Source organism: Allobosea sp. P4_C6 (genome assembly GCF_056402015.1).
Genome location: NZ_JBFUIF010000005.1, coordinates 124927 through 146705 on the forward strand (window position 1 = coordinate 124927; position 21779 = coordinate 146705).

Below are 21779 nucleotides of genomic sequence, written 5' to 3' on the forward strand. Positions count from 1 at the left end.
ACCGTCACCTCCGCTGGAATTCGGGCGACATCAGCAGGAGCGCGAGCGCCAGCTGCCGGCTCTCGGCCCGCGCCACCGCCTGCCGCGTCTCGGGCGAGAGGATCGGCCCCAGGATATCGTCGGTCAGGCTGCGCGGATCCGGCACCGCATTCGCCGCCTGCCGCCCCCAGCCGGCGGCAACGTCGATGCGTGTCTTGACGCCCTCGGCCGAGGCCCAGGCGGCGTTGTCGTCGGCGTAGCCGTTCGGCCCCGAAGGCTGCCAGAAAGGCTGCCCCATCGCGGTCAAAGGCCCGTTGATCTGGCCGAAATCGGGCTGGCGGTCGAGCGCCCTATAGGAGGCGAGCAGGAACTCCTGCGGCGAACGCATCTTCGTCGCCGGCGCCGTCCACGCTTCATTGCTGCCGATCAGCGCCCGGTAGAGCGAAGGCAAGTCGCCGCCGCTCTGGCGGAAGGTGGCGACCAGGAGATCGACCAGCTTCGGCGGCGGATCATCAGCCACGAAATGGCGCACGAGCTTCGTCGCGATGAAATGGGCCGTCGCGGGATGGCGGGCGAGATCGGTCAGCGCCGCCACGCCCTGCGCACGCCCCGGCTGATCGTAGGAACGGCCGAGCAGCGGAGTCACGCCCGGCTCGTGCAACCCGGCATTGAAGGCGAAGGAGCCGGGAAAGCCGAGAACGCCCTCGCGACCCACGACCGTCCAGCCGGTGATGATGCGGGCGAGATTGGTGACGTCAGCCTGGCTGTAGCCGCCGGAGACGCCGAGCGTATGCAACTCCATGATCTCGCGCGCGAGGTTCTCGTTGAGCCCGCGCCGCTGGCGCCGGCCCACCGTCGAATTCGGGCCGACGGACTGGCGGTTGTCGAGGAAGTCCAGCATCGCCGGATGGCTCTCGGCCGCGACCAGCATGTCTTCGAAACGCCCGAAGACATGCGGGCGGATCGCCTCGCGCTCATAGGCGCCCGCCATGATCCGGCAGATGTTGCTCTTGGTCGCGCCGATGCAGAAATGGTTGGACCAGAACAGGGTCAGCCGCTCGCCGAGGCCGGTTTCGGCGGCCAGCGCCAGGGCGACACGCGCCTTCACCTCGTCGCGATAGGTGCGGTAGGGCAGCGCCGGCTCGTTCGGCGGCTTGGGCGGCGGCGCCATCTGGCCACGGGCCGCGTCGGCTTGAGCCTCGCCCTGCATCGCAGCCGCGACCTGCATGCCCGGAGCGGGCTGCTGCGCGGCCGGGCGTTTCGCTTCCCGCTCGCGCTTTTCCTCATCCTCGAAGGCGTAGAGTGCCTTGCCGATCTCGGCCGCGCCCGAGAACGGCACGCCCTGCGGCTGTGCGACGGGGCCGGCGTCGATCTCGGCGAGCAGGCGGTCCCGCGCCTCCCGGCGCATCGCCTCGCCCTGCCCCGGCTTCTGCCCGAGGCCGAAGCGCTGGAGGGCGACGGCCCCCGCCTTTGGATCGCCCGACTCCGCCATGCCATCGGCCTCCGCTGATCACGAGCGACAGCATCGGCAGCGACTATGGCGAAAAACCGAAGGGATTCATGACAATTCGGCAAATGTGCCGCGGGAGAACGCCCGAAGATTGCTATTTCAGCAGTTTTTTGTCGGTGCTGGGCTCGGCCCTGCTTCAAGGCCATGCTCCATTTGCCGCTCAGTCCCGCGCTTCCAGACAGGTCACGACACCCGCTGCGACCAGCCGTTGCACCTCCTTTGCAGAATATCCGGCTTCCGCGAGCACTTCCCGGCTGTGCTCTCCGAGGCGGGGAGCGGGTTTCTCCGGCTCGGGCTGGCTGGCGCTCCACTGCGAAGCGACACGCATTGTTCGGACAGGCCCCTCCGAAGGGTGTTCCGAGGTCGGGAAGAACCCCACCTCGACCAGATGCGGATCGCTGAGAAGCGAATCCAGCGTGTGCATGCGTGCGTGCGGGATATCCGCCTCGCCAAGCAGGCGCTCCCACTCGGCCGTCGAACGGGTGAGGAATATCGCCGCGACGCTCGCCATGATCCCGGCCATATTGCGGGTGCGGCTGGCATGGCTCGCAAAACGCGGATCGCCGCGCCAGTCGTCGCGCCCGGCGATGTCGATGAAGCGCTGCCAGTGACGGTCGGTATAGATGACCGCACAGAGATATCCGTCCGCCGTTCGGAACGGCCTGCGGTCCGGCGCAAGGAGGCGGGCATATCCGCCGTCGTCCAAAGGAGGATCATAGCTCAAGCCGCCGAGATGGTCGCCGAGGACGAAGCTCGCCATCGTCTCGAACATCGGGACGTCGATGCGCTGCCCCTGCCTCGTCCGGTCGCGATGGCGCAGGGCCGCCAGGATCACCGCAAGCGCATGCAGCCCGACGACGCGGTCGGCGATGTTGATGGGCGCATAGCGCGGTGTTCCGTCACCGGCATCGGCGATGAGCGCCGGCACGGCACACAAGCCCTGAACGAGATCGTCATAGGCGGGCTTGGCGGCGTAGGGACCATCCTGCCCGAAGCCGAAAGTGCCGACATAGATGATGTCCGCCCTGGCCTTGGCGACTGCCTCGTAGCCGAGGCCGAGCCGCTCCATCGCCTGCGGCCGCAGGTTGTAGACGAGCACGTCCGCGGTCCGCGCGAGATCGAGCGCGACATCCCGGCCGGCGGGCTTCTTGAGATCGACCACGATGCTGCGCTTCGAGCGGTTGGCATGCATGAACATGCCGCCCATCGCGCCGCTTCGGCTGGGCCCTACCTGGCGGATGAGATCGCCCTCGGGCGATTCCAGCTTGATGATGTCGGCGCCCATGTCTCCGAGGATCGAGGTCGCATAGGGACCCATCAGCACGGAGGTCATGTCGAGGACCCGGATGCCGGCCAAAGGACCGCTCATGGCAATTCGCTCGCGTCACGGGGCGGATCATAGGCGCGTATGGGCGAGGGTTCCCCTTCGTATCGCGCGCATTGGACCGTGGTGACCTGTCCGCAGCTCCCTTGGGCCAGCCGCGAGGTGCCGATGTCGCGCGTCACCACGTTCGGGTTGCCATGGCGGCAGAGGGGCTGGTCGCTGCCGTCCTCGACCGGATCGTACCAGGCCCCGGTCGAAAGGTTGGCAACACCGGGCATGACGCCGTCGCTGAGCTGGGCTGCGGCCAGACAGGCGCCCCGGCCGTTGAATATCCGCACGAGATCGCCGTCCGCTATGCCGCGCTCGGCCGCGTCTTGCGGGTTCAGCCGTACGACCTCACGGCCATGCCGTTTCGCCGATTGGCTGTAGGCGCCGAAATCGAGCTGGCTATGCAGCCGCGTCGCCGGCTGGTTGGCGATCAGCGTCAGCGGCGCGAATGCGTCGGGCTGCTCGGTGGCCGGCAGCCAGGCGGGATGGCCGGGGCAATCGTCGTAGCCGAAACCTGCGATCGTCTCGCAGAAGATCTCGATCCGCCCGCTCGGCGTCGGCAAGGCATTGCGTTCGGGGTCCGCGCGGAAGGCACGCAGCAGCCCGCCATCATCCGGCGCCGATGGCAGCGGGATCTCGCCGTTTTCCCAGAACTCGGCAAAGGACGGCGCGGGATGGCCCTGCGCCGCGAGTGCCTCGCGGGTCGGCTCGTAGAGATGCTCCAGCCATTGCGGAGCCGTGCGCCCCTCGGTGAAGGCAGCCTCGCAGCCCATACGCTGCGCGAGGCCGCGGAATATCTCGAAATCGTCGCGGGCCTCGCCGACCGGCTCGGCGATGCGCTTCATCGCGATCAGGCGGGGATCTGTCGCCGCGGCGCCGATATCGTCACGTTCCAGCGACATGGTGGCGGGCAGGACGATATCGGCGAAACGCGCCATCGGCGTCCAGGCGCTGTCCTGGCAGATGATGGTGTCGACCTGCGAGAAGGCGCGCCGCAACCGGTTGAGGTCCTGGTGGTGGTGGAAGGGATTGCCGCCGGCCCAGTAGATCAGCCTGATGTCGGGATAGGCCAGCGTCTGCCCGTTATATTCGAACGGTGTCCCGGGGCCGAGCAGCATGTTATAGCCACCCCCCGGAAGGCCGATCTGGCCGACCATCGCCGCCAGGACGGCGGCCATCCAGACCGGCTGCTCGCCATATTGGGCGCGCTGGAGAGCGTGGGCGACCGTGACGAGGCTGCGACCGCCGACCAGCCTGCGGGCGATCTCGCGGATGGTGCCGGCATCGACGCCGGTAATTGCGGCCGCCCATTCGGCGTCCTTGACGGTGCCGTCGTCCTTGCCACCGAGATAGGCGGCGAAGCGGTCGAAGCCGACGCAGTACCGATCGAGGAACGCTTGGTCGTGCAGATTTTCCGCGATCAGCGTCCGGGCGATACCGAGCATCAGCGCGACATCGGTGCCCGGGCGGATCGGCAGCCAATGCGGACGGGCATCGTCCGGCATGTCGTCGCGAAGCGGGCTCACGGACCAGAAGGCGCAGCCGCGCGCGGCGGCCCGCGACATCGCGTCGGGTTCGATATGGCGGGTGATGCCGCCGCTGGCGATCATCGAGTTCTTCAACGGCATGCCGCCGAAGGCGAGCACGAAGTCGGTGTGATCGGCGATCTGCTCCCAGGTGACGTTGCGCCGGGACAGGTTCTCGAACGGCCCCAGCACATGCGGCAGGATGACGGACGACGCCCCGGCGCTGTAGCTGTTGACGGAGCGGACATAGCCGCCGCACGCCACGTTGAAGAAGCGATGGATCTGGCTCTGAGCATGATGGAAACGCCCGGCGCTCGCCCAGCCATAGGAGCCGCCATAAATGGCCTGCGGCCCGAAGCTCGTCCGGACACGGCCGATTTCGGAGGCCAGACGATCCAGCACCTCGTCCCAGCCGACCGCGACGAGATCGTCGCGGAAATCCCGCTCACGCCGGCCGGGACCGGCTTCGAGCCAGCCGCGGCGAACCATCGGCCGGCGAATCCTGGCCTTGTGATCCAGCGCGTCGGTGAAGTTGCCGAGGATCGGCGACGGGGCGGGATCTTCCGGATGGGGCGTCAGCACCAATCGATCGCCGTCGCGGCGGGCAAAGAAGCTGCCCCAATGGGCGCTGTGAGGCAGGCCGCGCGAGGGCGGTCGAGGACAATCCATGCGCAACTCGCCTGGGCACGCGGGCATCGGTGGTCCGGCGATATTGCTGAGCGAGGTCATATCGGTCCAATATCCTGACTGATCGATTTCAAGAATTAAAACTTCTCAATGCGAGGCATGACCGATGGCGCCAGGCCGACGTCCCAGCAGCGCGATGCTCGAACTGAGGCATCTGCGCTATTTCCTCGCGACCGCCGAGGAGCTGAATTACGGCCGGGCGGCCGAACGCTTACGCATCGCGCAGCCCGGTCTCAGCCAGCAGATCAAGAATCTGGAAGAGATCGTCGGCACGCAGCTCTTCGACCGAACCCGCCGCTCGGTGAAGCTGACGCTCGCGGGGGAGCTTTTCGCCGAGGAAGCGCGCAAGGCGCTCCAGCAGACCGAAACGGCACTGCTGGTGACGCGCCGAGCAGGCAGAGGGGAGCTCGGGCGCATCGCCATCGGCTATGTCGGCTCGGCCGCCTATACCGGCGCACTCACCACGATGATCGGCGAGTTCCGCAAGGCCTATCCGGAGGTCGAACTCGACATCTCCGAAATGGAGATGTTGCAGCAGCTCGACCAACTGGACCATGGCAAGCTGGATATCGGCTTCATTCGCCCGCCTGTGCCGCTGCCGCTGGGCATCGTCTCGACGCCGGTTCTCTTCGAGGAGATCATGCTGGCGCTGCCCGAGAACCATCCCCTGGCGGAGCAGGAGCGGGTTTCCCTGTCGGCGCTCAACGGCGACATCTTCATCACGCCGCGCCACCCTGCGGGTGTCAGCTTTCACGCGCATACAACCTCGGCCTGCCGCGCCGCCGGCTTCTTTCCGCGGCTGGGGCCGCAAGGACGCGATTTCGTCACCATCGCCAGCATGGTCGCCGTCGGGCTCGGCGTCGCGCTGGTGCCGCAGTCGCTCCGGAGCATCCAGGTTCCCGGCCTGCGCTACCGCGCCATCGCGGGCGAGCCGGTGCTGGCCGAGTTGGCGGTGGCCTATCGGCGCAACGAGCCTTCGCCGGTGGCGCGGGCCTTCGCGGCGCACGCCCGGAAAGGAGCGCCGCCCGTCAATCAATAACCTCAAATTATTCGGGCTACCTGCTGATCAATCCCGGCGAGCCCAGCGCCAATGCAGCGGGCTTCGGCCGCGATTGGGCGGCCCGGCAGATCGGGCTGGTCCAGGCGGGGCTGGACTGGCTGCGCGAACTCATGGCGGCCCATGCGATCGCCTGCGACTGGCAGGAAGACGTCCCTGCGATCACCGCCGCCGCGACATCGCGAGGCGAAAGCTCCCTTCATGCGACGCGCCGTCGCTACGAAACCTGGGGCATCGCATCGAAGGCGTATCCGGCCGAGGACCTGCGGCGCATTCTCGGAACCGCCTATTATCGCTGCGGAATCCAGTCGCTGACGCGTGCCCTGGTCCAACCGGCCGCGCTTCATCGAGGTCTCGCGGATCATCTGCCGGCGGGCGTTACGCTTCTGGAGAACACCACGGTGCATTCGCTGAGCGGTGAAGCGCCGTTCACGGTGGCGACCAGCCGCGGCGAATTCACCGCCGACCGGGTGTTCATCACGAACAACCTGCATGCCCGGGCCTTCGGGCTCGCTCGCGACCGCATGATCGGCATCTACACCTATGGCGCCTTCACGCCCGAGCTCGATCGGGATCAACTGGAGCTTCTCGGTGAAATGCCGCAATGGGGCGCGCTGCCTGCGCATCGGATGGGCACGACGATGCGGAAGACGGGTCGGCGCCTGCTGATCCGGAGCGGCGATTCCTACGAGCGGGAACGCGAACCTGCCGCGGTCCGTGCGATGCTGACCCAGCTCTATCGCAACCGCTTTCCGGCGATGAGGACGCATGAGTTCGAGCATGTCTGGGGTGGCTGACCGCGGTGACGCATAACGGCGCCTTCCTGTTCGGGCAGGTCAGGCCAGGCCTTTTCGTCTCGGCTGGATGCGGCGGCGCCGGCGTCACGCGCGGAACGATTCACGGCAAGTTGCTGGCTGAGCTGGCATGCGGATCGCAATCCCAGCTCCTGACAGACCGGTTGGCCCAGAAGGGCCCAAACTGGCTGCCGCCAGAGCCCTTCAGGGGCGCAGGAGCGAAGGCCCAGATCGCCTGGGAGCAATGGCTGGCGGGAGCCGAGCGCTAGCCGTCATTTCCGATACGGTCGTTCAACCCCGTCGAAAGCGGCTTTCCGCCGGCCGCTCAGCTCGTGAAAGCAGCTAGCCGGGGGATGTCGAGGCCAAAGCGCTCGCGCAGGGTGGTTTCCTCGTAATGACGGCGGAACAATCCGCGTTCCTGGAGGACGGGGATCACGAGATCGACGAAATCGTCGAGCCCGTCCGGCATCGAGGCCGGGATCAGGTTGAAGCCGTCGGCGGCGCCCTGCTCGAACCAGTTCTGAAGGTCGTCGGCGATGGTCTGCGGCGAACCGATGATGATGCGGTGGCCATGCGATGCGATGGCGAGGGCGGCGAGTTCGCGCAGCGTGTAGTTCTCGGCCCGCGCCTTGTTCAGCAGGAGGCGCACCCGGCTTTCGCCATGGATGCGTTCCCCCGGCTCCGGCACGGGACCGTCGAGGGGATGCTGCGAGAGGTCGTAGCCCCAGCGCCCGGACAGTTGGCGGATGCCGGCGGCGATGTCGGTATGCTCCTGCAAAGCGGCGAATTTGTCGCGCGCTTCGGCATCGGTCCGCCCCACGATCGGCATGACGCCGGGCAGGATCGGAAGGCTCGGCGCCTTGCGGCCGGCGGCTCTCGCGGCCTCGCTCAGCGCCGCGCGATAGACGAGCGAATCCTCGATCGTATCCTGCGCCGTGAAGGCGATATCCGCCTCGGACGCAGCCAGTCCTATGCCGTCCTGCGAGGAGCCGGCCTGCACGATGATGGGGTGCCCCTGCGGCGGCCGCGAGATGTTGAGCGGCCCGCGCACGCCGAAATGCTCGCCCTTGTGCTCCAGCAGGCGCACCCGCGCCGTATCGAGGAATACTCCCGATCGCCTGTCCATGATCAGGGCGTCGTCGGCCCAGCTATCCCAAAGGCCGCGGACGACATGGACGAATTCGCCGGCGCGCACATAGCGGGTGGCGTGATCCGGCAGCGCGGCGAGGCTGAAATTCTCGGCAGCGCGATCCGATTGGGTGGTGACCACGTTCCAACCCGCGCGGCCATGGCTGATGTGGTCGAGCGAGGCGAGCTGCCGCGCGACATTGTAGGGTTCCGCGAAGCTGGTCGAAATCGTGCCGACGAGACCGATCTTCGAGGTCGTGACCGCCAGCGCCGACAGCAGCGTCAGCGGTTCGAGTCCGCCGGCCTTGCCTTGGGCGCCCGGCTCCGGGCCAGCCAGGTTATCCGCGACGAAGAACATGTCGAACAGTCCTTCTTCGGCCTTGCGAGCGATCCGGATCGCCCAGTCGACATCCTCGGGATGGCCCTGCGCACTGTCCTGCCGCCATGCAGCCGGATGCCGGCCGAGCGGCTGGTGGAACAGGCCGAGATGGAGCCTGCGGGGCTTCCCGGCATTCTGGTCGACGGTCGTCATTGCATTCTCAGATAGGGTCAATCGAGTGAAGCTGCGTTCAATCCAGGCGCGGATCGAGATGATCCCGCAGCCAGTCGCCGAGCAGGATGACGCCGAACACCGTCAAGGTGATCGCGATACCGGGAAAGGTCGCAACCCACCAGCTCGTCGCCAGATATTGCCGGCCCTCGCTCAGCATCTGGCCCCAGGAGATCTCGGGCGGCTGAATCCCGAAGCCGAGGAAGCTGAGGGACGATTCCGCGAGAATGACGGTGCCGACATTCATGGTCGAGACGACCACGAAGGACGACAGGATGTTGGGGAGGACATGCCGCAGGATCAGGCCGAGCGGGCGCGCGCCGATCGCGCGGGCCGCCGCGACATAGTCCATTTCCTTCACGCCCAAGACATCGGCCCTGACGATCCGGGCACAGCCGACCCAGTTGGTCGCGGCGATGACGACGACGAGCGGCAGCAGCCCGGAGCCCGCGACGAGGGCCACGACGAGCATGAACAGCATCGTCGGAATCGCCAGCATCGCGTCGATCACGCGCATGATCAGGGCATCGACCCTGCCACCCGCCATGCCCGCCAGCAGGCCGAGCGAAAGGCCGATGAGGCTGGAGAGGGCGACGGCGGCGACGCCCACCGTCAGCGACGTGCGGGCGCCGAAGATGATGCGGCTGAGGAGGTCGCGCCCCTGGCTGTCGGTTCCCAGCAGGTGTCGCGGATTGCCGCCTTCGAGCCAGGCCGGCGGGAGCAGTTTCAGCGACAGGTTGCGCCGCAGCGGGTCGAGCGGCGCCAGCTGGTCCGCCAGCAGCGCCGTGAGAGCGATGAGGACGACGATGGTGAGACCGGCCAACCCGGCCTTGTTCGACAACAGCGAGCGCAGCACGCGCGGGGCACGCAGGCCATGGGGGATCGAGAGAGTTATCTGCATCGCTTTCACGTGAGCCGATCAGGGCCGCAGGCGAGGGTCGATCAGCCGATAAAGGGCGTCGGTGGCCAGATTGATCGTCAAGGCCATGATCGTGATGACGAAGACCGCGATCTGAATGACCGCCATGTCCTTGGTGTAGACGGCCTGCACGACGAGCTGGCCGAGCCCCGGCCAGGAAAACACGGTCTCCGTGACCACCGCACCGCCGAGAAGGGCGATGGCGTGCAGCGATGTCATGGTGAGCGCGGGGATCAGCGCGTTGCGCAGGCCGTGACGCAGGATGACGAACCGCTCCGGCACGCCCTTGGCCCGCGCGGTCCGGACGTAATCCTGGCCCATCACCTCCAGCAGGCTGGAGCGGATCAGCTTCGTCAGCTCCGCCGCAAAGCCGGTGCCCAGCGTGATCGCCGGCAGGATGAGATGCGAGAAGCCGCCGCTGCCGGACACGGGCACCAGCCGCAGCCACACGCCGAAGACGAGGATCAGCATGATTCCGACCCAGAAGTTCGGCATCGCCTTGCCCAGCACGGTAACCGCCGAGATCGCGAAATCCGGCATGCTGTTGCGGTTGACCGCAGCGAAGATCCCGGTCGGCACGGCAATGATGATCGCGACGACGAGGCCGCCCGCGGTCAATGTCAACGTCGCGGGAATGCGTTCGAGCACGACCGGCAGGGCATCGGTGCCATAGCGATAGGAGACGCCGAAATCCCCGGTCAGGATGTTGGCCATGTAGCGCAGATACTGGGCGTACCAGGGCTGATCGAGCCCCCAGGCCGCGACGAGCGCGAGACGGTCCGCTTCGCTCGCATCCTCCGGGATCAGCAAGGCCGAAGGGTCGCCCGTCAGATAGACGAGGACGAACACGATCAGCGAGACGATGTAGAGCACCGGGACGAATTGCAGCAGCGCCCGCAGGGGAGAACGGCCGCTCATGGGCGCGAGACGTCCTCGGCCGCGATCATCTCGTCGAAGCGCCCGTTGTATTTGACGCGGTCGCTGACGCCATAGATCGACTGCGGAAAGAGCAGGCCGATGCGGACACGTTCGTCGGCCACGATCTGCTGGCCCTTCTGCGAGATCGCGATGCGCTCCTCTTCGGTCCTGGCGGTGCGCACGGCAGTCGCGAGCCCGTCGAAGGTTTCGTCCGCCCAGTCGTAATGGCGCTTGAAATTGTCGACGAAGAGGGTGGAGGCGTCGGTGTAGGAGCCCATTCCCCAGAGATAGAGCTCCCCGAAGCCGTCGCCGACCACCTTGTTGTTGTAGACGGTCCAGTCCAGCACCTCGACCTGAACCTTGAAGCCGACATCCTCGAGATAACCGGCCACTGCCTCGACGATTTCGCGATCCTTCACGTAGCGGCCGCTCGGCGTGCTGATCCTGATCGCCGGCTGCTTGCGGCCGCCATAGCCGGCCTCGCGCAGCAGCGCCTTGGCCCGCTCCGGATCGAAGCGGATGTTGCGGCTGAGATCCGGCGCGAAGCCCGGGATCGCCGGCGGGAAGAAGCCGCGGGTCGGCGTGCCATGTCCTTCCAGAACCTGCTGCACGATCGCGTTGCGATCGATCGCAAGATCGATCGCCTCACGGATGCGCGGATCGCCCGTGACGCGGTCCTTGCCCGTCCGGACATGCAGGGCGAGGTTGCGGGCGATATCGAAAGTCAGCGCCCGCGTGCCCTTGTTGTCATCCAGCCGGGCGATATCCTCCGGCGGAATGTTCACGGCGATGTCGACGCCGCCGGTCAGGAGCTCGGCCACGCGCGTCGTCGTCTCCGGGATCGAGCGGATGACGACGCTGTCCCATTTCGGGGTGCCGCCCCACCAGCGCGCGTTCTTCACCAGAACGACGCGATCGGACTTGATCCACTGCTTGAAGACATAGGGGCCGGTGCCGACCGGCTGCTTGAAGAACTCGTCCTTGCCGGCCTTCTCGAACGCCGCCTTGGGCAAGATGCCGGCGCCGTTGCCCACGAAGGCGTGCAGAAGCAGCGTGTCGGGACCATCGGTTTCGATCTTCACCGTGAGATCGTCGGGCGCCTCGACCGATTTGATCCGGCGGAACTTGCTCGAGTTGACCAGCTTCTTGTCTTGCTGCGAGCGCTCGATCGTGAACTTGACGTCCTGGGCGGTGAACTTGTCGCCGTTATGCCAGTAGACGTCGTCGCGCAGCTTGAACGTCCAGTGGATGTTGTCGTCGCTCTGCCATGTCAGCGCGAGGCGCGGTGCGAAGCGCAACCGGCCTTGGCTGAAATCCTTGTCGACCAGATAATCGTAGATGTTCACCAGCGCCGACTCGGTGCTGTTGTTGCCGTGATTGGCCGGATCGAGCGAGAGGATGTCGTTGCCCTGCGCGATCGTCAGCGTTTCGGCTGCGGCAGAGCTTCCAGGGCTTGCAAGGATCAACGCTGCCGACATGGCCAGAACCGGCCAGCGGATCAAAGCAGACAAACTCATGAAAGCGACGCCCTTGTCTTCGAGACTTCGAGATTGGCGCCAAAATAACGCGGGCCATCCGGAAAAGGCCTTCAAATCCACGGCGATATCGATAGAGATCCTCTCCCGTTCCCGGACGTCGCAGCAATTTCCATCGTCGGCGCGGCTCTCATGCGAGCGCGCGGCCAAGCGCCTACACCGCGCAGATCTCAACGCGATCCGTCGGCCGCGCCCTTCAGGAACAGAGCCCAGGCCTTCTCGAAGAACGCGTCCTGCGCCTCCGCCGTCGCATAGGCCGTGCCGCCGAGCATGGCGTCGATCGAGGGGCCGGTCGCGACGGCATGAATGAGCTGGTCCGCGATGAATTCGGCCTCGCCTTCCGCGATCGCGCCCTCGCCCTGTGCGTCGCGCACGATCTCGGTCAGGCGCTCGACGATCGGGTCGGGCGTCTTTGCAGCTAGAGCGCCGTCGAGCAGAAGGGCCTCGCTGAAGGCGATGCGCTTGAATGCCGTCAATTCGGCTTCGACATTGACGGTGAGGAACCAGCGTGCGGTCCGCCGCAGGCGCTCGATGCCGGTTCCCGCCTCGCTGGCGACCGCCTCCAGGCGCTGGAGAACCCGGGACCGCAATCGCTCGATCACGGCATCGAACAACGCCCGCTTGGAGGGAAAGCGGCGATAGATCGTGTCCTTGCCGACCCGGCAGGTCACGGCAAGCCGCTCCACAGAAGTGGCGGCATAGCCCTGGCTGGCGAACATCTCCGAGGCGAGATCGAGGATCGCATCGGAAATCTGGCCTTCGCGCGCCTTGGATGGCCTGCCGCCCTTTCCCAGGCGCCGGGAACCCTTCGCAGGCGAGGCTTTGGGCGGTGAGGAAGAGGGAGGAGCGGCGGACATGATGCTTCCTTAGCTCATGGCTACACAGTTTAGAAGCTTGAAAATGAAGGGAAATAAACTGGACAGGCAAGTCCCGTTTTGTTTAGGCGAGAGCGATCGCGCTTGCTGGGGCTACCGCTATGACGTCACGGGTTTCACATCTTTCCACATCGGTATGCGTGCTGGCACTCTTCGCCGGATCGGGGATCGCGGGGGCGCAAACGCGTGCCGACGCGCAACCCTTCCAGCTCGACACGCTCGTCGTGACGGGGGAGCGCCCGGACAGCCGCGACGAATACGCCCGCCGCACGACCGCCACGGCGACCAAGACCGCGACGCCCGTCCTGGAAACCCCGCAGGCGATCTCGACGGTGACGCGCCGGCAGCTCGACGACCAGAACCCGCAGACGGTGGGAAACGCCCTGCGCTATACCGCTGGCGTGCTCTCCGAGCGTGACGCGACCTCGCGCTACGACAGCGTCTTCCTGCGCGGCTTCGGCGGCTTCGGCACCGCGACGGACTTCGTCAGCTTCCTGGACGGGCTCAGGCTGCCGCGCGGACAGGCCTTCGCGGTGACCTCGATCGATCCGTTCCTGCTCGACCGCATCGAGGTGATCAAGGGTCCGTCCGCGCTGCTCTACGGCCAGATCAGCCCGGGCGGGCTCGTGAACCAGATCAGCCGGATGCCGAGCACCACGCCCTATAACGAATTGCGCGTCGAGGCCGGCAGCCATGGCCGGGTCCAGAGCGGCTTCACCAGCCAGGGGCCGATCGACCGCGAGGACAAGTTCTCGTACAGCCTCAGCGCCATCGGCCGCCTTGCCGACACGCGCTACGACGACGTCGAGGAGCAGCGGTTCGGCATCGCGCCGGCGCTGACCTGGCAGCCCACGAGCGATACGCGCCTGACCCTCTCGGGCTTCTACCAGCGCGATCCGAAGGGCGGCTATTTCAACTCGCTATACCCGCGTTTCCTGGCGCCCAACTACCGGGCCTTCCTCAACCGGGACCTCAATATCGGCGATCCCGGCTTCGACAGCTTCAAGCGCGAGAAATACGGCGTCGGCTACAGCCTCGAGCATCGCTTCAACGACACGGTGAGCCTGCATTCGAGCCTGCGCTATGGCGAGGTCGACACCAATTTCCGCTCGCTGCAGATGGCCGGCCCGATCAGCGCGGCGGGCACGATCCCGCGCATCGCGCTCAACTCGATCGAGGATGCGCGCCGGCTGTCGACCGACAACCACCTGCGGTTCAATCTGCGGACCCTCAATGCCGAGCATACGATTCTGACCGGCGTCGACTATCAGAACGGCGGCAGCAACTGGCAGTACAGGTTCGGGCCGGCAACGACGCTGAACGTCGTCTCGCCGAGCTATTATCAGCCGGCCGGGCCTCTCGCGACCATCATCGACAGCAAGCAGGATCTGACCCAGGCCGGCGTCTACCTGCAGGACCAGATCAAGCTCGGCGGATTCCGCGCGACTCTGGGTCTTCGGCACGCCTGGACCGAGCAGTCGACGCTTAACCGCCTGACCGGAACGAAGCAGAGCCAGTCCAGCGAGAAGACCAGCTATCGGGCGGGCCTGCTCTATCTCTTCGACAACGGCCTTGCGCCCTATGTCAGCTACTCCACCTCCTTCGAACCGACCATCGGAGTCGATGCCGTGGGCGTTCCATTTCGGCCGAAGACCGGTGAGCAATACGAGGCCGGCCTGAAGTATCAGCCCGGCTTCATGAACGCGCTTCTGACCTTCTCCGCTTTCGACATCAGGCAGCAGAACGTGCTGACCCCGGGAGCGATGCTTGGCTTCAACGTGCAGCAGGGAGAGATCCGCTCGCGCGGCCTCGAATTCGAGGCTCGCGGCGAGGTTCTGGAGGGCCTCGACATCATCGCGGCGGTAACCGTGCTCGATACCGAGGTCACCCGCTCCACCGTCGCGACCACGATCGGCAAGCGACCCCAGGCCGTACCGACCCAGTTCGGCTCGCTCTGGGCCAACTATCGCTTCGCGACAGGGCCGCTGGCGGGGCTTTCGATCGGCGGCGGCGTACGCGTCGTGGGCGCGAGCTTCGCCGACGACGCCAACACCATTCGCACGCCCAGCTACGCCGTCGTCGATGCCGCCATCCGCTATGACCTCGCGAAGCTGCACGCCTCGCTGAAGGGGGCGGAAGCCACGCTCAACGTCTCCAACCTGTTCGACAAGGACTACTACACGAGCTGCAGCTCCAAAATTTTCCTGCCAGTTCGGCGCCGGCCGAGAGGTTCTGGCCGGCCTGCGCTACCGGTGGTGAAGCTGCCGATGCACCTGCCGACACGCCGAACCGCCCTGGGGACGATGGCCGCGTTGATCGCGCAGCCATCACTCTCGCGCGACGACAGCCTTTCCGTCGTCGACATGCTCGGCAGGACCGTCACCCTGCCACGGCCACCGCGCCGGATCGTGCTCCTCGAAGGGCGCGACCTCCTGACGATGGCACTGTTCCACCCCCGGCCCGCGGAACTCGTCGTCGGCTGGGCGGCCGCAGAGCGCTTCGACAGCGACCTGCTGCGGGACCGTTTCGAGCGCTCGGCCGGCCATCCGATCGTGCTCGTCGGCAAGCAGCCGGCCGACACGCTTACGCTGGAAGGCATCCTTTCGCTCGCGCCCGATCTCGTCATCGCCACCGCCTTCATGGCGCCGGGCGGCGATCCGCAGGCGGCGGTCGAACGGTTGGCACAGTTCGGCATTCCGCTGGTGTTCAGCGACTCCGCCAGCAACTCCCCGTCCGAGAGCCGGCGCTCGCCGCGACAGGGGCTTGCGGCCCAGCTGCGCATGTGGGGCGCCATCCTCGGGGAGCCCGCCCGCTCCGAAGAGATTATCGCCTTCGTCGATCAACGGTTCGAGGCCGTCTCCCGGCGCCTGTCCGGCGCCAAGCCGGTCAAAACCTATCTCGAAATCATGTCGCTCTACGACGAGTGCTGCTGGGCTGCGGGAACCCGGATCTGGGGAGAGCTGCTCATCGACGCCGGTGGCCGCTCGCTCGACGGGCTCGATGCACCGTGGACGGCGAAGCTGTCGACGGAGCAACTTCTAGCGCAGCAACCGCAGGCCTATATCGCGACCGGCGGAGGCTATGCGTCCGCGACGCGCCCGGCCATCGGGCCGGGGCTCGACGCGCAAGCCGGGCGCCGCGGCCTGCAGCGGCTGACCGAGCGGACCGGGTTCGCGTCCCTGCCCGCCATTCGCGACCGTCGCGTCCACGGTATCTGGACCGGCCTGATCACGGTTCCGGTGCTCAACATCGTCTTCGTCGAGCTCGCCGCCAAATGGCTCCATCCGGAATTGTGCGGCGATCTCGACCCGGCGGCGACGCTGGCCGAGATCAATCGCCGCTTCCTTTCGCAACCCCTCGCCGGCCCGTTATGGGCAAACCTCGACGGAGCCGATCCGTGACCGCCGCCGTAAAGCCGACATCCAGCCCGGCAACCCCACGATTCGCCGCCAAGGCCGTGATCGCGTTCCCGCGTGTATCCGCCTTCCTGCCCGACATCCTGGACTCGATCGCGACGCATGACATGGAGATCATGCCCGACAGTGGCGGATACACCGTTTCCTCGCCATTGGGTGTCGCCACGGTCGCTGCGGGCCGGGGCACGCTGACCCTCACGGTCGGCACCGACGAGCCGGCGCATCTCAACCGCCTGAAACATGCGCTGGCCGGCCCGATCGAATTCATTGCGCGGTCGGAGCAACTCGTCATCGACTGGCRGGGCGACACGACGGGCCCTTCGCTCCCCGATGACCTGCGCATCCTGCGGGTTCGGCATATCGAGGATATGTCTCCTCGCCTGCGGCGCATCGTCTTCTCGGGCGAGAACCTCGTCCGCTTCGACCGCCCCGACCAGATCCATTGCCGCCTGCTGTTCCAGCCCGAGGGGATCGACGATCCCCAATGGCCGATGCTCGGCAATGACGGGAAGATCATCTGGCCGGAATCGGGGCCGTTGCCGTCCCGCGTCTATACGATCCGCGAGATCGACGCGGCGGCGGGGACGATCACGATCGACTTCTCCCTCCACCCGACGCCCGGCCCGGCAACGCGATGGGCGATCGAAGCCCGCCCCGGCAGCATGGCCGGCATCCTCGGCCCGGCGGCCAAAGGGCCCAAGCCTGCCGAATGGTATATGCTGGCGGGGGACGAGACCGGCCTGCCGGGCATCGCCCGGATTCTGGCTGATCTCCCCGCGCAGGCCCGCGGCATCGCCCTGGTAGAGGTCGGCGGCGACGGAGACGAGCAACAGCTGCGGCATCCGCCCGGCATCGCGTTGCGCTGGCTGCATCGCGCGGGGGCCGCGCCGGGACTGTCGACCGTGCTTGTGGACGCCGTACGCGCATCCGCATGGCCTGATGATCTGGCATCGGCATTCTTCTGGGGCGGTTGCGAGTTCCAGGCCTTTCGCGCCATCCACCGCCATCTCAGGGAGGAAGTCGGGCTGCCGGCCGACCGGCGCGTCCTCTACTCGCACTGGCATCGCAGCATGAGCGAGGAAGACATTATCGCAGTGGGCAGCGAAGCCTATCTTCCATAATCAGAAAAAGGGTGCTGCCACACGCGCTCATGCTGCAACCAGCCGCAGCGATTGCAGGGCGTGACCGAGACGCATCTCTAGCCAGCGGCCTTCCTGGCCGCCCAGTTAAGCGGCGGCGAAGAATGATCACGTCGAGCTCTTTCGGCGTCCGGCGCTTGCCTCAAGAACGTCCTTCGCCCGCCGGCGCGCTGCCCCGTTCCGGCGCTTGGTCCGGAGGCGCGCTTCCAGCTCGATCGCCTTGTCGATGCCGCGGGAAATCAGCGCGGGTATGAGCTGGTCCCGCGATCGCGCCAGGGAACCGGTGTACCAACTCGTCACCGCCCCTTTCGCGCCGCGGTTCACCAGATGACGGACGACGTCCAGGCTCTTCAGCCGTTGAGCGAGCTCCCGCGATTTGAGGTGATTGACATCCTCCTGATGCAGGATCGCGCCATAGGCCTCAGCCTCCGCCCAGCTCGGCGACAGCATGAAGTGCCGATATGCCGCCAGAGCGGCGCTTTCGAGGGCTTCGTAAAGCTCCGCGGGCTCGTACTGGTCGCGCTCGACCGCATCCGTCAGGTAATCGACGAACCGAAGCGCGATCTCCTGCTGCTGGCGCGCGCCCCATGCGACCAGAACCGTATCGTCCTGCAGCAGTGGAACGCAGACCGGCTCCCCACCCTCGGACAATCCGAAGCCCTTCACGCTCGTATGATCCGCCGCGGCCATCACCTCGAGCAGCGCGGTCTTCCACGGCGCGCTCGGCATCCATATGCACGTCCGCGCCTCCGGCCCGAGCACCGTGGTGCTGAGCCCCATGTAATAGCCAACGAGACTGACACGATCGCCGACGACCCGCTGAAGCCGCCTCTGCGTCGTGCCACGCCAACCCAGATCGACGATATAGGCGTCGTCTGCGGCAAAGAAATCCTTGGTTTCAAGATAGGCCGTGGTCGCCGCCCGCGCCTGCCGGACCCGCTCGCGCAGGGGAGCCAGCCACAGCGGCCGCAGCAGCACCTCTTTCAGCCGGTCCCTGTCGTTCTCGCTCAGTTCAGTGCGCGGCGTACCCGGATCGAGGCTCGAGGCCTGGGCGATCAGATCGATATCGCCGCGAGGATAGCTCAGGGAGAGCAAAGCTTCGGCGAGCGAGATGCGGTCGTAGTAGGCCAGCGCCAGCGCCTGATCGACCATCTCTTCGTCATCGTCGTCGGGCAGCGCCGGCAGCAGGAAGGCCTGCCGCGACGCGTAGGTGTAATGCACGGCCACGTCGACGCCGAGCCAGCGGACGAAGCGCTCGCAGATAGCAGCCAGGACCTGCCCGTCGCGCGCGAGGAAATGAATGGCGCGCCCGCCCCGCTTCAGCACGTCGAGCAAGATCCACAGGACATAAGCGGCGAAGAGCGGGCCGACGACGCTGGCTGCGGCCGTTAGAATGCCTTTATCGACCGGCGCCTCCTGTCCGAGACGAGCAGCCCGCGCCGACCCCGCTATGGTGGAGGCCAGGACATCGCCGGCTCCGGATGCGAACAGCACCCGCTCGCGGGTCGTCCAATGGGAGTCGCTGAACAGCGTGGCTTCCCAGCCATTCGCCCGGGCGTTCTGGACATCGCTCAGCGCATTGTCGCCCAGATGCCGGAAGCGCAGGCCGGAGAGGTTTTTCCGGCCCGCAACATGGCCGAAAATGCTGCCATCGATCTTGCTCCTGAGCTCCTCGCACGACGAGATGATCGCCATCGGAGGGGCATAGCCGGCCTTGGCGAGAAGCTGGCCGACCTCATCCGCCGTGAAATAGGTATCCGACAGGAAGAGCAGCGGCTGCCCGCTCCGTGCCAGCGCCGCCACCCTGCTCCGCGTCGACGCGATCGGGCGGATGAGACGCAGCTCCTCCTCGAATTCCATTCCGCGCGCGACACGCGCGACCTCCGGCGACAGGCCGAGAAAGCCGGCCAGGCGGCCGTAGATATCGTCGAGCGTGACCTCGCGGTGAGGAACCGTGAGCCTTTGATCGAACTCGGCCTGTGCCCGGGCGTAAAGCCACTCGGTGTCGCCGAGCTTCGATAGGCCAAGCCGGCGCAGCTTTCGCCCGACGACGAGGTGCAGGTGTTCGGGCAGATGGAGGAGGCGGCAGAGGGATGTGTCGAACACGTCGAAACTGAAGGCCAGCCCGGTCCGCGCGGCGTTCGGCGGGGATAGGTCGTTCATCTCAACCTCCTGCGACGGACCGCAACAACTGCTCCGTTCAAAGGCATCGAACATGCGACGCAGCGCGCTTTGCCAGGCCTGAACCGGCCTCACGCATAGACGCGGAAGTAATCGACCCGCATGCTGGTCTCGCGATCCTCCTCCCTCAGCGGATCGGGAAAGGGCACGTCCGAGCGCAAGGCGAGGGTCAGCAAGGGCCAGAACACATCCCCTTGGTCGTCCAGCTGCCGCGCCCGGCCGATCGTCCAATCGATGGGGAGGCCCGATTTTGGATCCCTCACTGGTTGTCGCTCGAAATACGGGACACAGCGCGCGCCTTCGACGAGCACGCCATAGCGAAAATATCCTGCGGTGATGTCGGTCCCCGTGGGCACGCCGACGCCCTCGTGATGTTCGCCGGGCTGCCCCCATTCGTGGAGATAGGTGCCGTAGAGGTCGAGCTCCCAGCCCTTGTGCTCGACGACATCGATCTCGATGCTCGTCTTCGGCAGCAGGATGCTGCGGCCGTTCATGAGCCAGAACGCCGGGAAGCTCAGGGGATGCTTGGGAAAGCGAATCCTGGCCTCGAAATAGCCGTTCCGCCAGCCGGCGACGATCGTGCCGTCGGGGCGCGCCGTCTGCAGGTTGCCGGAGATCCACTGATATTCGGGCAGGACGTTTCCGTAATAGGCCGGCACCCTCATCGTGCGACCGATATATTTGGCGGAAATCTGGAGAGCCTTGCCGTTCTCCGTGAGGGGATCGTCGATGATGGCGTAGGGGTTGAACCCTTCCTCGCCGTCGATCCGCGCGAAAGCCGAGCGCCCGTAGAAGCCGGTGTCGAAGGTCGTCGCCTTCGGGCCGGCCTGCCAGAGCTTCGTATCGAGAACGGCAAAGTCGTCGCTGAACGAGAGCGCCCTGCCGGCCAGCGGGTCTGCGGGAACGGCAGCCGCGCCACTCGCAGGCCCCGCCACGGCAAGCGGAGCAGCCGCAAGGGCCGCCATCCCCTTCAGCAGGCCGCGCCGCGGCAGCGCGAGGTTCCGGGATGAAGAGCGTCGCTCATGCATGCGCCGCTCCCGCCGCTTCGTAGACGCTCATGGTCTCGCGAGCGACGCGGTCTATCGTCAGATGCGTCAGGTTTCTCTGGCTGCGCGCCCTCCATTCGGACAGGATCTCCGGATTCCCGACGATCCGGCCGAGCGCGTCGGCAAGCTTCATAGGGTCCTTAGCCGGAACAAGAATTCCGGCCTCGCCATTCTCCAGAAGCTGCGGAACCCCGTCGACGGCCGTCGCCACAACGGCGCAGCCGGCCTCTCTCGCCTCCGAGAGAACCAGCGGCGCAGGGTCCGCATGCGACGGCAGCACGAAGATATCGGCCCCCAGCATCCAGGGATAGGGATCCTGCTGCGCACCGACGAAGGTCACGGCCGGCGCGCAGCGCATCTGTCCGACCATCTCGCGATAGGACTCCAGATACGGCCCCTCCCCGACGATCCAGAGGCGCGCGGTGGGATGGTCGGCGTGAAGCCGGTCGAAGGCCGCGAACAGATCGGGCAGCCCCTTGCGCGGATGCTGCCCGCCGACGGACAGGATGCTGGGCGAGCCGAGATCCCGCGGCGAATGATCTCGCCCCTCGAACCGGGCCGAGCCGATCGTACCGTTGAGAACCACGCTCAGGCGGGAGGCGGGAACACCTCTCTTCTTCATCGACAGGCCGACGGCTTCGCTGACCGCGATCACGCGCGTGCCCAGCCCCATCAGGGTCGCGCTTTTCTCGAACTCGTTATGGACAGTCGTGACAAGCGGGATGCGCGCCAGCTTGCAGGCTGGCCAGGCCAGCACGGCGCTGGTCATCATGTGAGCGTGGACGATATCGGCACGCCACAGCCTTATCTTCCGCCGCAACGCCAGGAACGCCCTCATGAGATCGGAGGCCCGGCGACGGTGATCGATATGAAAGCTCTCGATGCCGTTCCTGGCGAGGAGGTCGTCGAAATCGCCGCCGCCGCTCGCCACCGCGACCGAATGGCCGAGCTGTCGTTGCGCACAGGCCAGATCGACCGCGGCATGAACATGCCCGTTGAGGCGCCGGGTATGGTTCAGCAGATGGAGGATGCGCATGATCCGTTTCCCGTGGAGGCCGGCGTAGCTAATCTTCGCTTGCTGTCCCGACCGGACCGAGCGGCTGCCGCCCGGAAACGGCAGCCTGCCCGGGGTGGGAGCCTCGTCTGG

15 protein-coding genes are annotated in these 21779 nt (G+C 66.5%); 4 read left to right on the plus strand and 11 right to left on the minus strand.

The genetic code is table 11. The features are described 5' to 3' along the window. Positions 1-4 precede the first annotated feature (4 nt). From AC1DVA_RS05395 to AC1DVA_RS05405, 3 genes are all read right to left on the minus strand, one after another. Positions 5-1471: a DUF1800 domain-containing protein gene (locus AC1DVA_RS05395; RefSeq protein ID WP_476805243.1), complete on the minus strand. Its 1467-nt coding sequence runs from the start codon at positions 1469-1471 to the stop codon at positions 5-7. A 178-nt stretch (positions 1472-1649) separates the two neighbouring features. Then, on the minus strand, positions 1650-2858 hold the full coding sequence (locus AC1DVA_RS05400) for a CaiB/BaiF CoA transferase family protein (protein ID WP_476805244.1): 1209 nt from the start codon (positions 2856-2858) through the stop codon (positions 1650-1652). Further along, positions 2855-5056 carry a molybdopterin-dependent oxidoreductase gene (locus AC1DVA_RS05405; protein ID WP_476805245.1) on the minus strand — a complete coding sequence of 734 codons (2202 nt, stop codon included), beginning with the start codon at positions 5054-5056 and terminating at the stop codon, positions 2855-2857. Before AC1DVA_RS05405 ends, AC1DVA_RS05400 begins: the two co-directional genes overlap by 4 nt. Positions 5057-5180: 124 nt before the next feature. Here AC1DVA_RS05405 and AC1DVA_RS05410 point away from each other — a divergent pair, with 124 nt between their 5' ends. Both AC1DVA_RS05410 and AC1DVA_RS05415 read left to right on the plus strand, forming a co-directional pair. Further along, entirely contained in the window at positions 5181-6113 is a 933-nt protein-coding gene (locus tag AC1DVA_RS05410; RefSeq protein ID WP_476805246.1) for a LysR substrate-binding domain-containing protein, read from the plus strand. A 131-nt stretch (positions 6114-6244) separates the two neighbouring features. Next, positions 6245-6928 carry an NAD(P)/FAD-dependent oxidoreductase gene (locus AC1DVA_RS05415; protein WP_476805247.1) on the plus strand — a complete coding sequence of 228 codons (684 nt, stop codon included), beginning with the start codon at positions 6245-6247 and terminating at the stop codon, positions 6926-6928. A gap of 322 nt (positions 6929-7250) precedes the next feature. Here the strand turns inward: AC1DVA_RS05415 and AC1DVA_RS05420 are convergent, their stop codons facing one another. The 5 genes from AC1DVA_RS05420 to AC1DVA_RS05440 all read right to left on the minus strand — a co-directional run bounded on the left by AC1DVA_RS05420 (position 7251) and on the right by AC1DVA_RS05440 (position 12832). Then, positions 7251-8585 carry an LLM class flavin-dependent oxidoreductase gene (locus AC1DVA_RS05420; protein ID WP_476805248.1) on the minus strand — a complete coding sequence of 445 codons (1335 nt, stop codon included), beginning with the start codon at positions 8583-8585 and terminating at the stop codon, positions 7251-7253. Between the two features lie 37 nt (positions 8586-8622). After that, entirely contained in the window at positions 8623-9504 is an 882-nt protein-coding gene (locus AC1DVA_RS05425; RefSeq protein WP_476805249.1) for an ABC transporter permease, read from the minus strand. 18 nt (positions 9505-9522) lie between these two features. Then, positions 9523-10440: an ABC transporter permease gene (locus AC1DVA_RS05430; protein ID WP_476805250.1), complete on the minus strand. Its 918-nt coding sequence runs from the start codon at positions 10438-10440 to the stop codon at positions 9523-9525. Further along, positions 10437-11957 (minus strand): ABC transporter substrate-binding protein, encoded by a 1521-nt coding sequence (locus AC1DVA_RS05435; protein WP_265051490.1) that lies wholly within the window; start codon positions 11955-11957, stop codon positions 10437-10439. Before AC1DVA_RS05435 ends, AC1DVA_RS05430 begins: the two co-directional genes overlap by 4 nt. Before the next feature lie 188 nt (positions 11958-12145). Beyond that, on the minus strand, positions 12146-12832 hold the full coding sequence (locus tag AC1DVA_RS05440) for a TetR/AcrR family transcriptional regulator (RefSeq protein WP_476805251.1): 687 nt from the start codon (positions 12830-12832) through the stop codon (positions 12146-12148). A 158-nt stretch (positions 12833-12990) separates the two neighbouring features. On the opposite strand from AC1DVA_RS05440, the gene AC1DVA_RS05445 reads away from it, so the two are divergent. Both AC1DVA_RS05445 and AC1DVA_RS05450 read left to right on the plus strand, forming a co-directional pair. Continuing rightward, entirely contained in the window at positions 12991-16251 is a 3261-nt protein-coding gene (locus AC1DVA_RS05445; RefSeq protein WP_476805252.1) for a TonB-dependent siderophore receptor, read from the plus strand. Continuing rightward, on the plus strand, positions 16248-17387 hold the full coding sequence (locus tag AC1DVA_RS05450; protein WP_476805253.1) for an SIP domain-containing protein: 1140 nt from the start codon (positions 16248-16250) through the stop codon (positions 17385-17387). Before AC1DVA_RS05445 ends, AC1DVA_RS05450 begins: the two co-directional genes overlap by 4 nt. Positions 17388-17513: 126 nt before the next feature. Here the strand turns inward: AC1DVA_RS05450 and AC1DVA_RS05455 are convergent, their stop codons facing one another. The 3 genes from AC1DVA_RS05455 to AC1DVA_RS05465 all read right to left on the minus strand — a co-directional run bounded on the left by AC1DVA_RS05455 (position 17514) and on the right by AC1DVA_RS05465 (position 21668). Then, positions 17514-19568, minus strand: coding sequence for a hypothetical protein (locus AC1DVA_RS05455; RefSeq protein WP_476805254.1), 2055 nt, complete (start codon positions 19566-19568; stop codon positions 17514-17516). 89 nt (positions 19569-19657) lie between these two features. Continuing rightward, the gene (locus AC1DVA_RS05460) at positions 19658-20614 is read right to left on the minus strand and encodes a LamG domain-containing protein (RefSeq protein WP_476805255.1); all 957 of its coding nucleotides are present in this window, start codon (positions 20612-20614) and stop codon (positions 19658-19660) included. Beyond that, on the minus strand, positions 20607-21668 hold the full coding sequence (locus tag AC1DVA_RS05465) for a glycosyltransferase family 4 protein (RefSeq protein ID WP_476805256.1): 1062 nt from the start codon (positions 21666-21668) through the stop codon (positions 20607-20609). The genes AC1DVA_RS05460 and AC1DVA_RS05465 overlap by 8 nt, the downstream gene beginning before the upstream one ends. Positions 21669-21779: the final 111 nt, after the last annotated feature.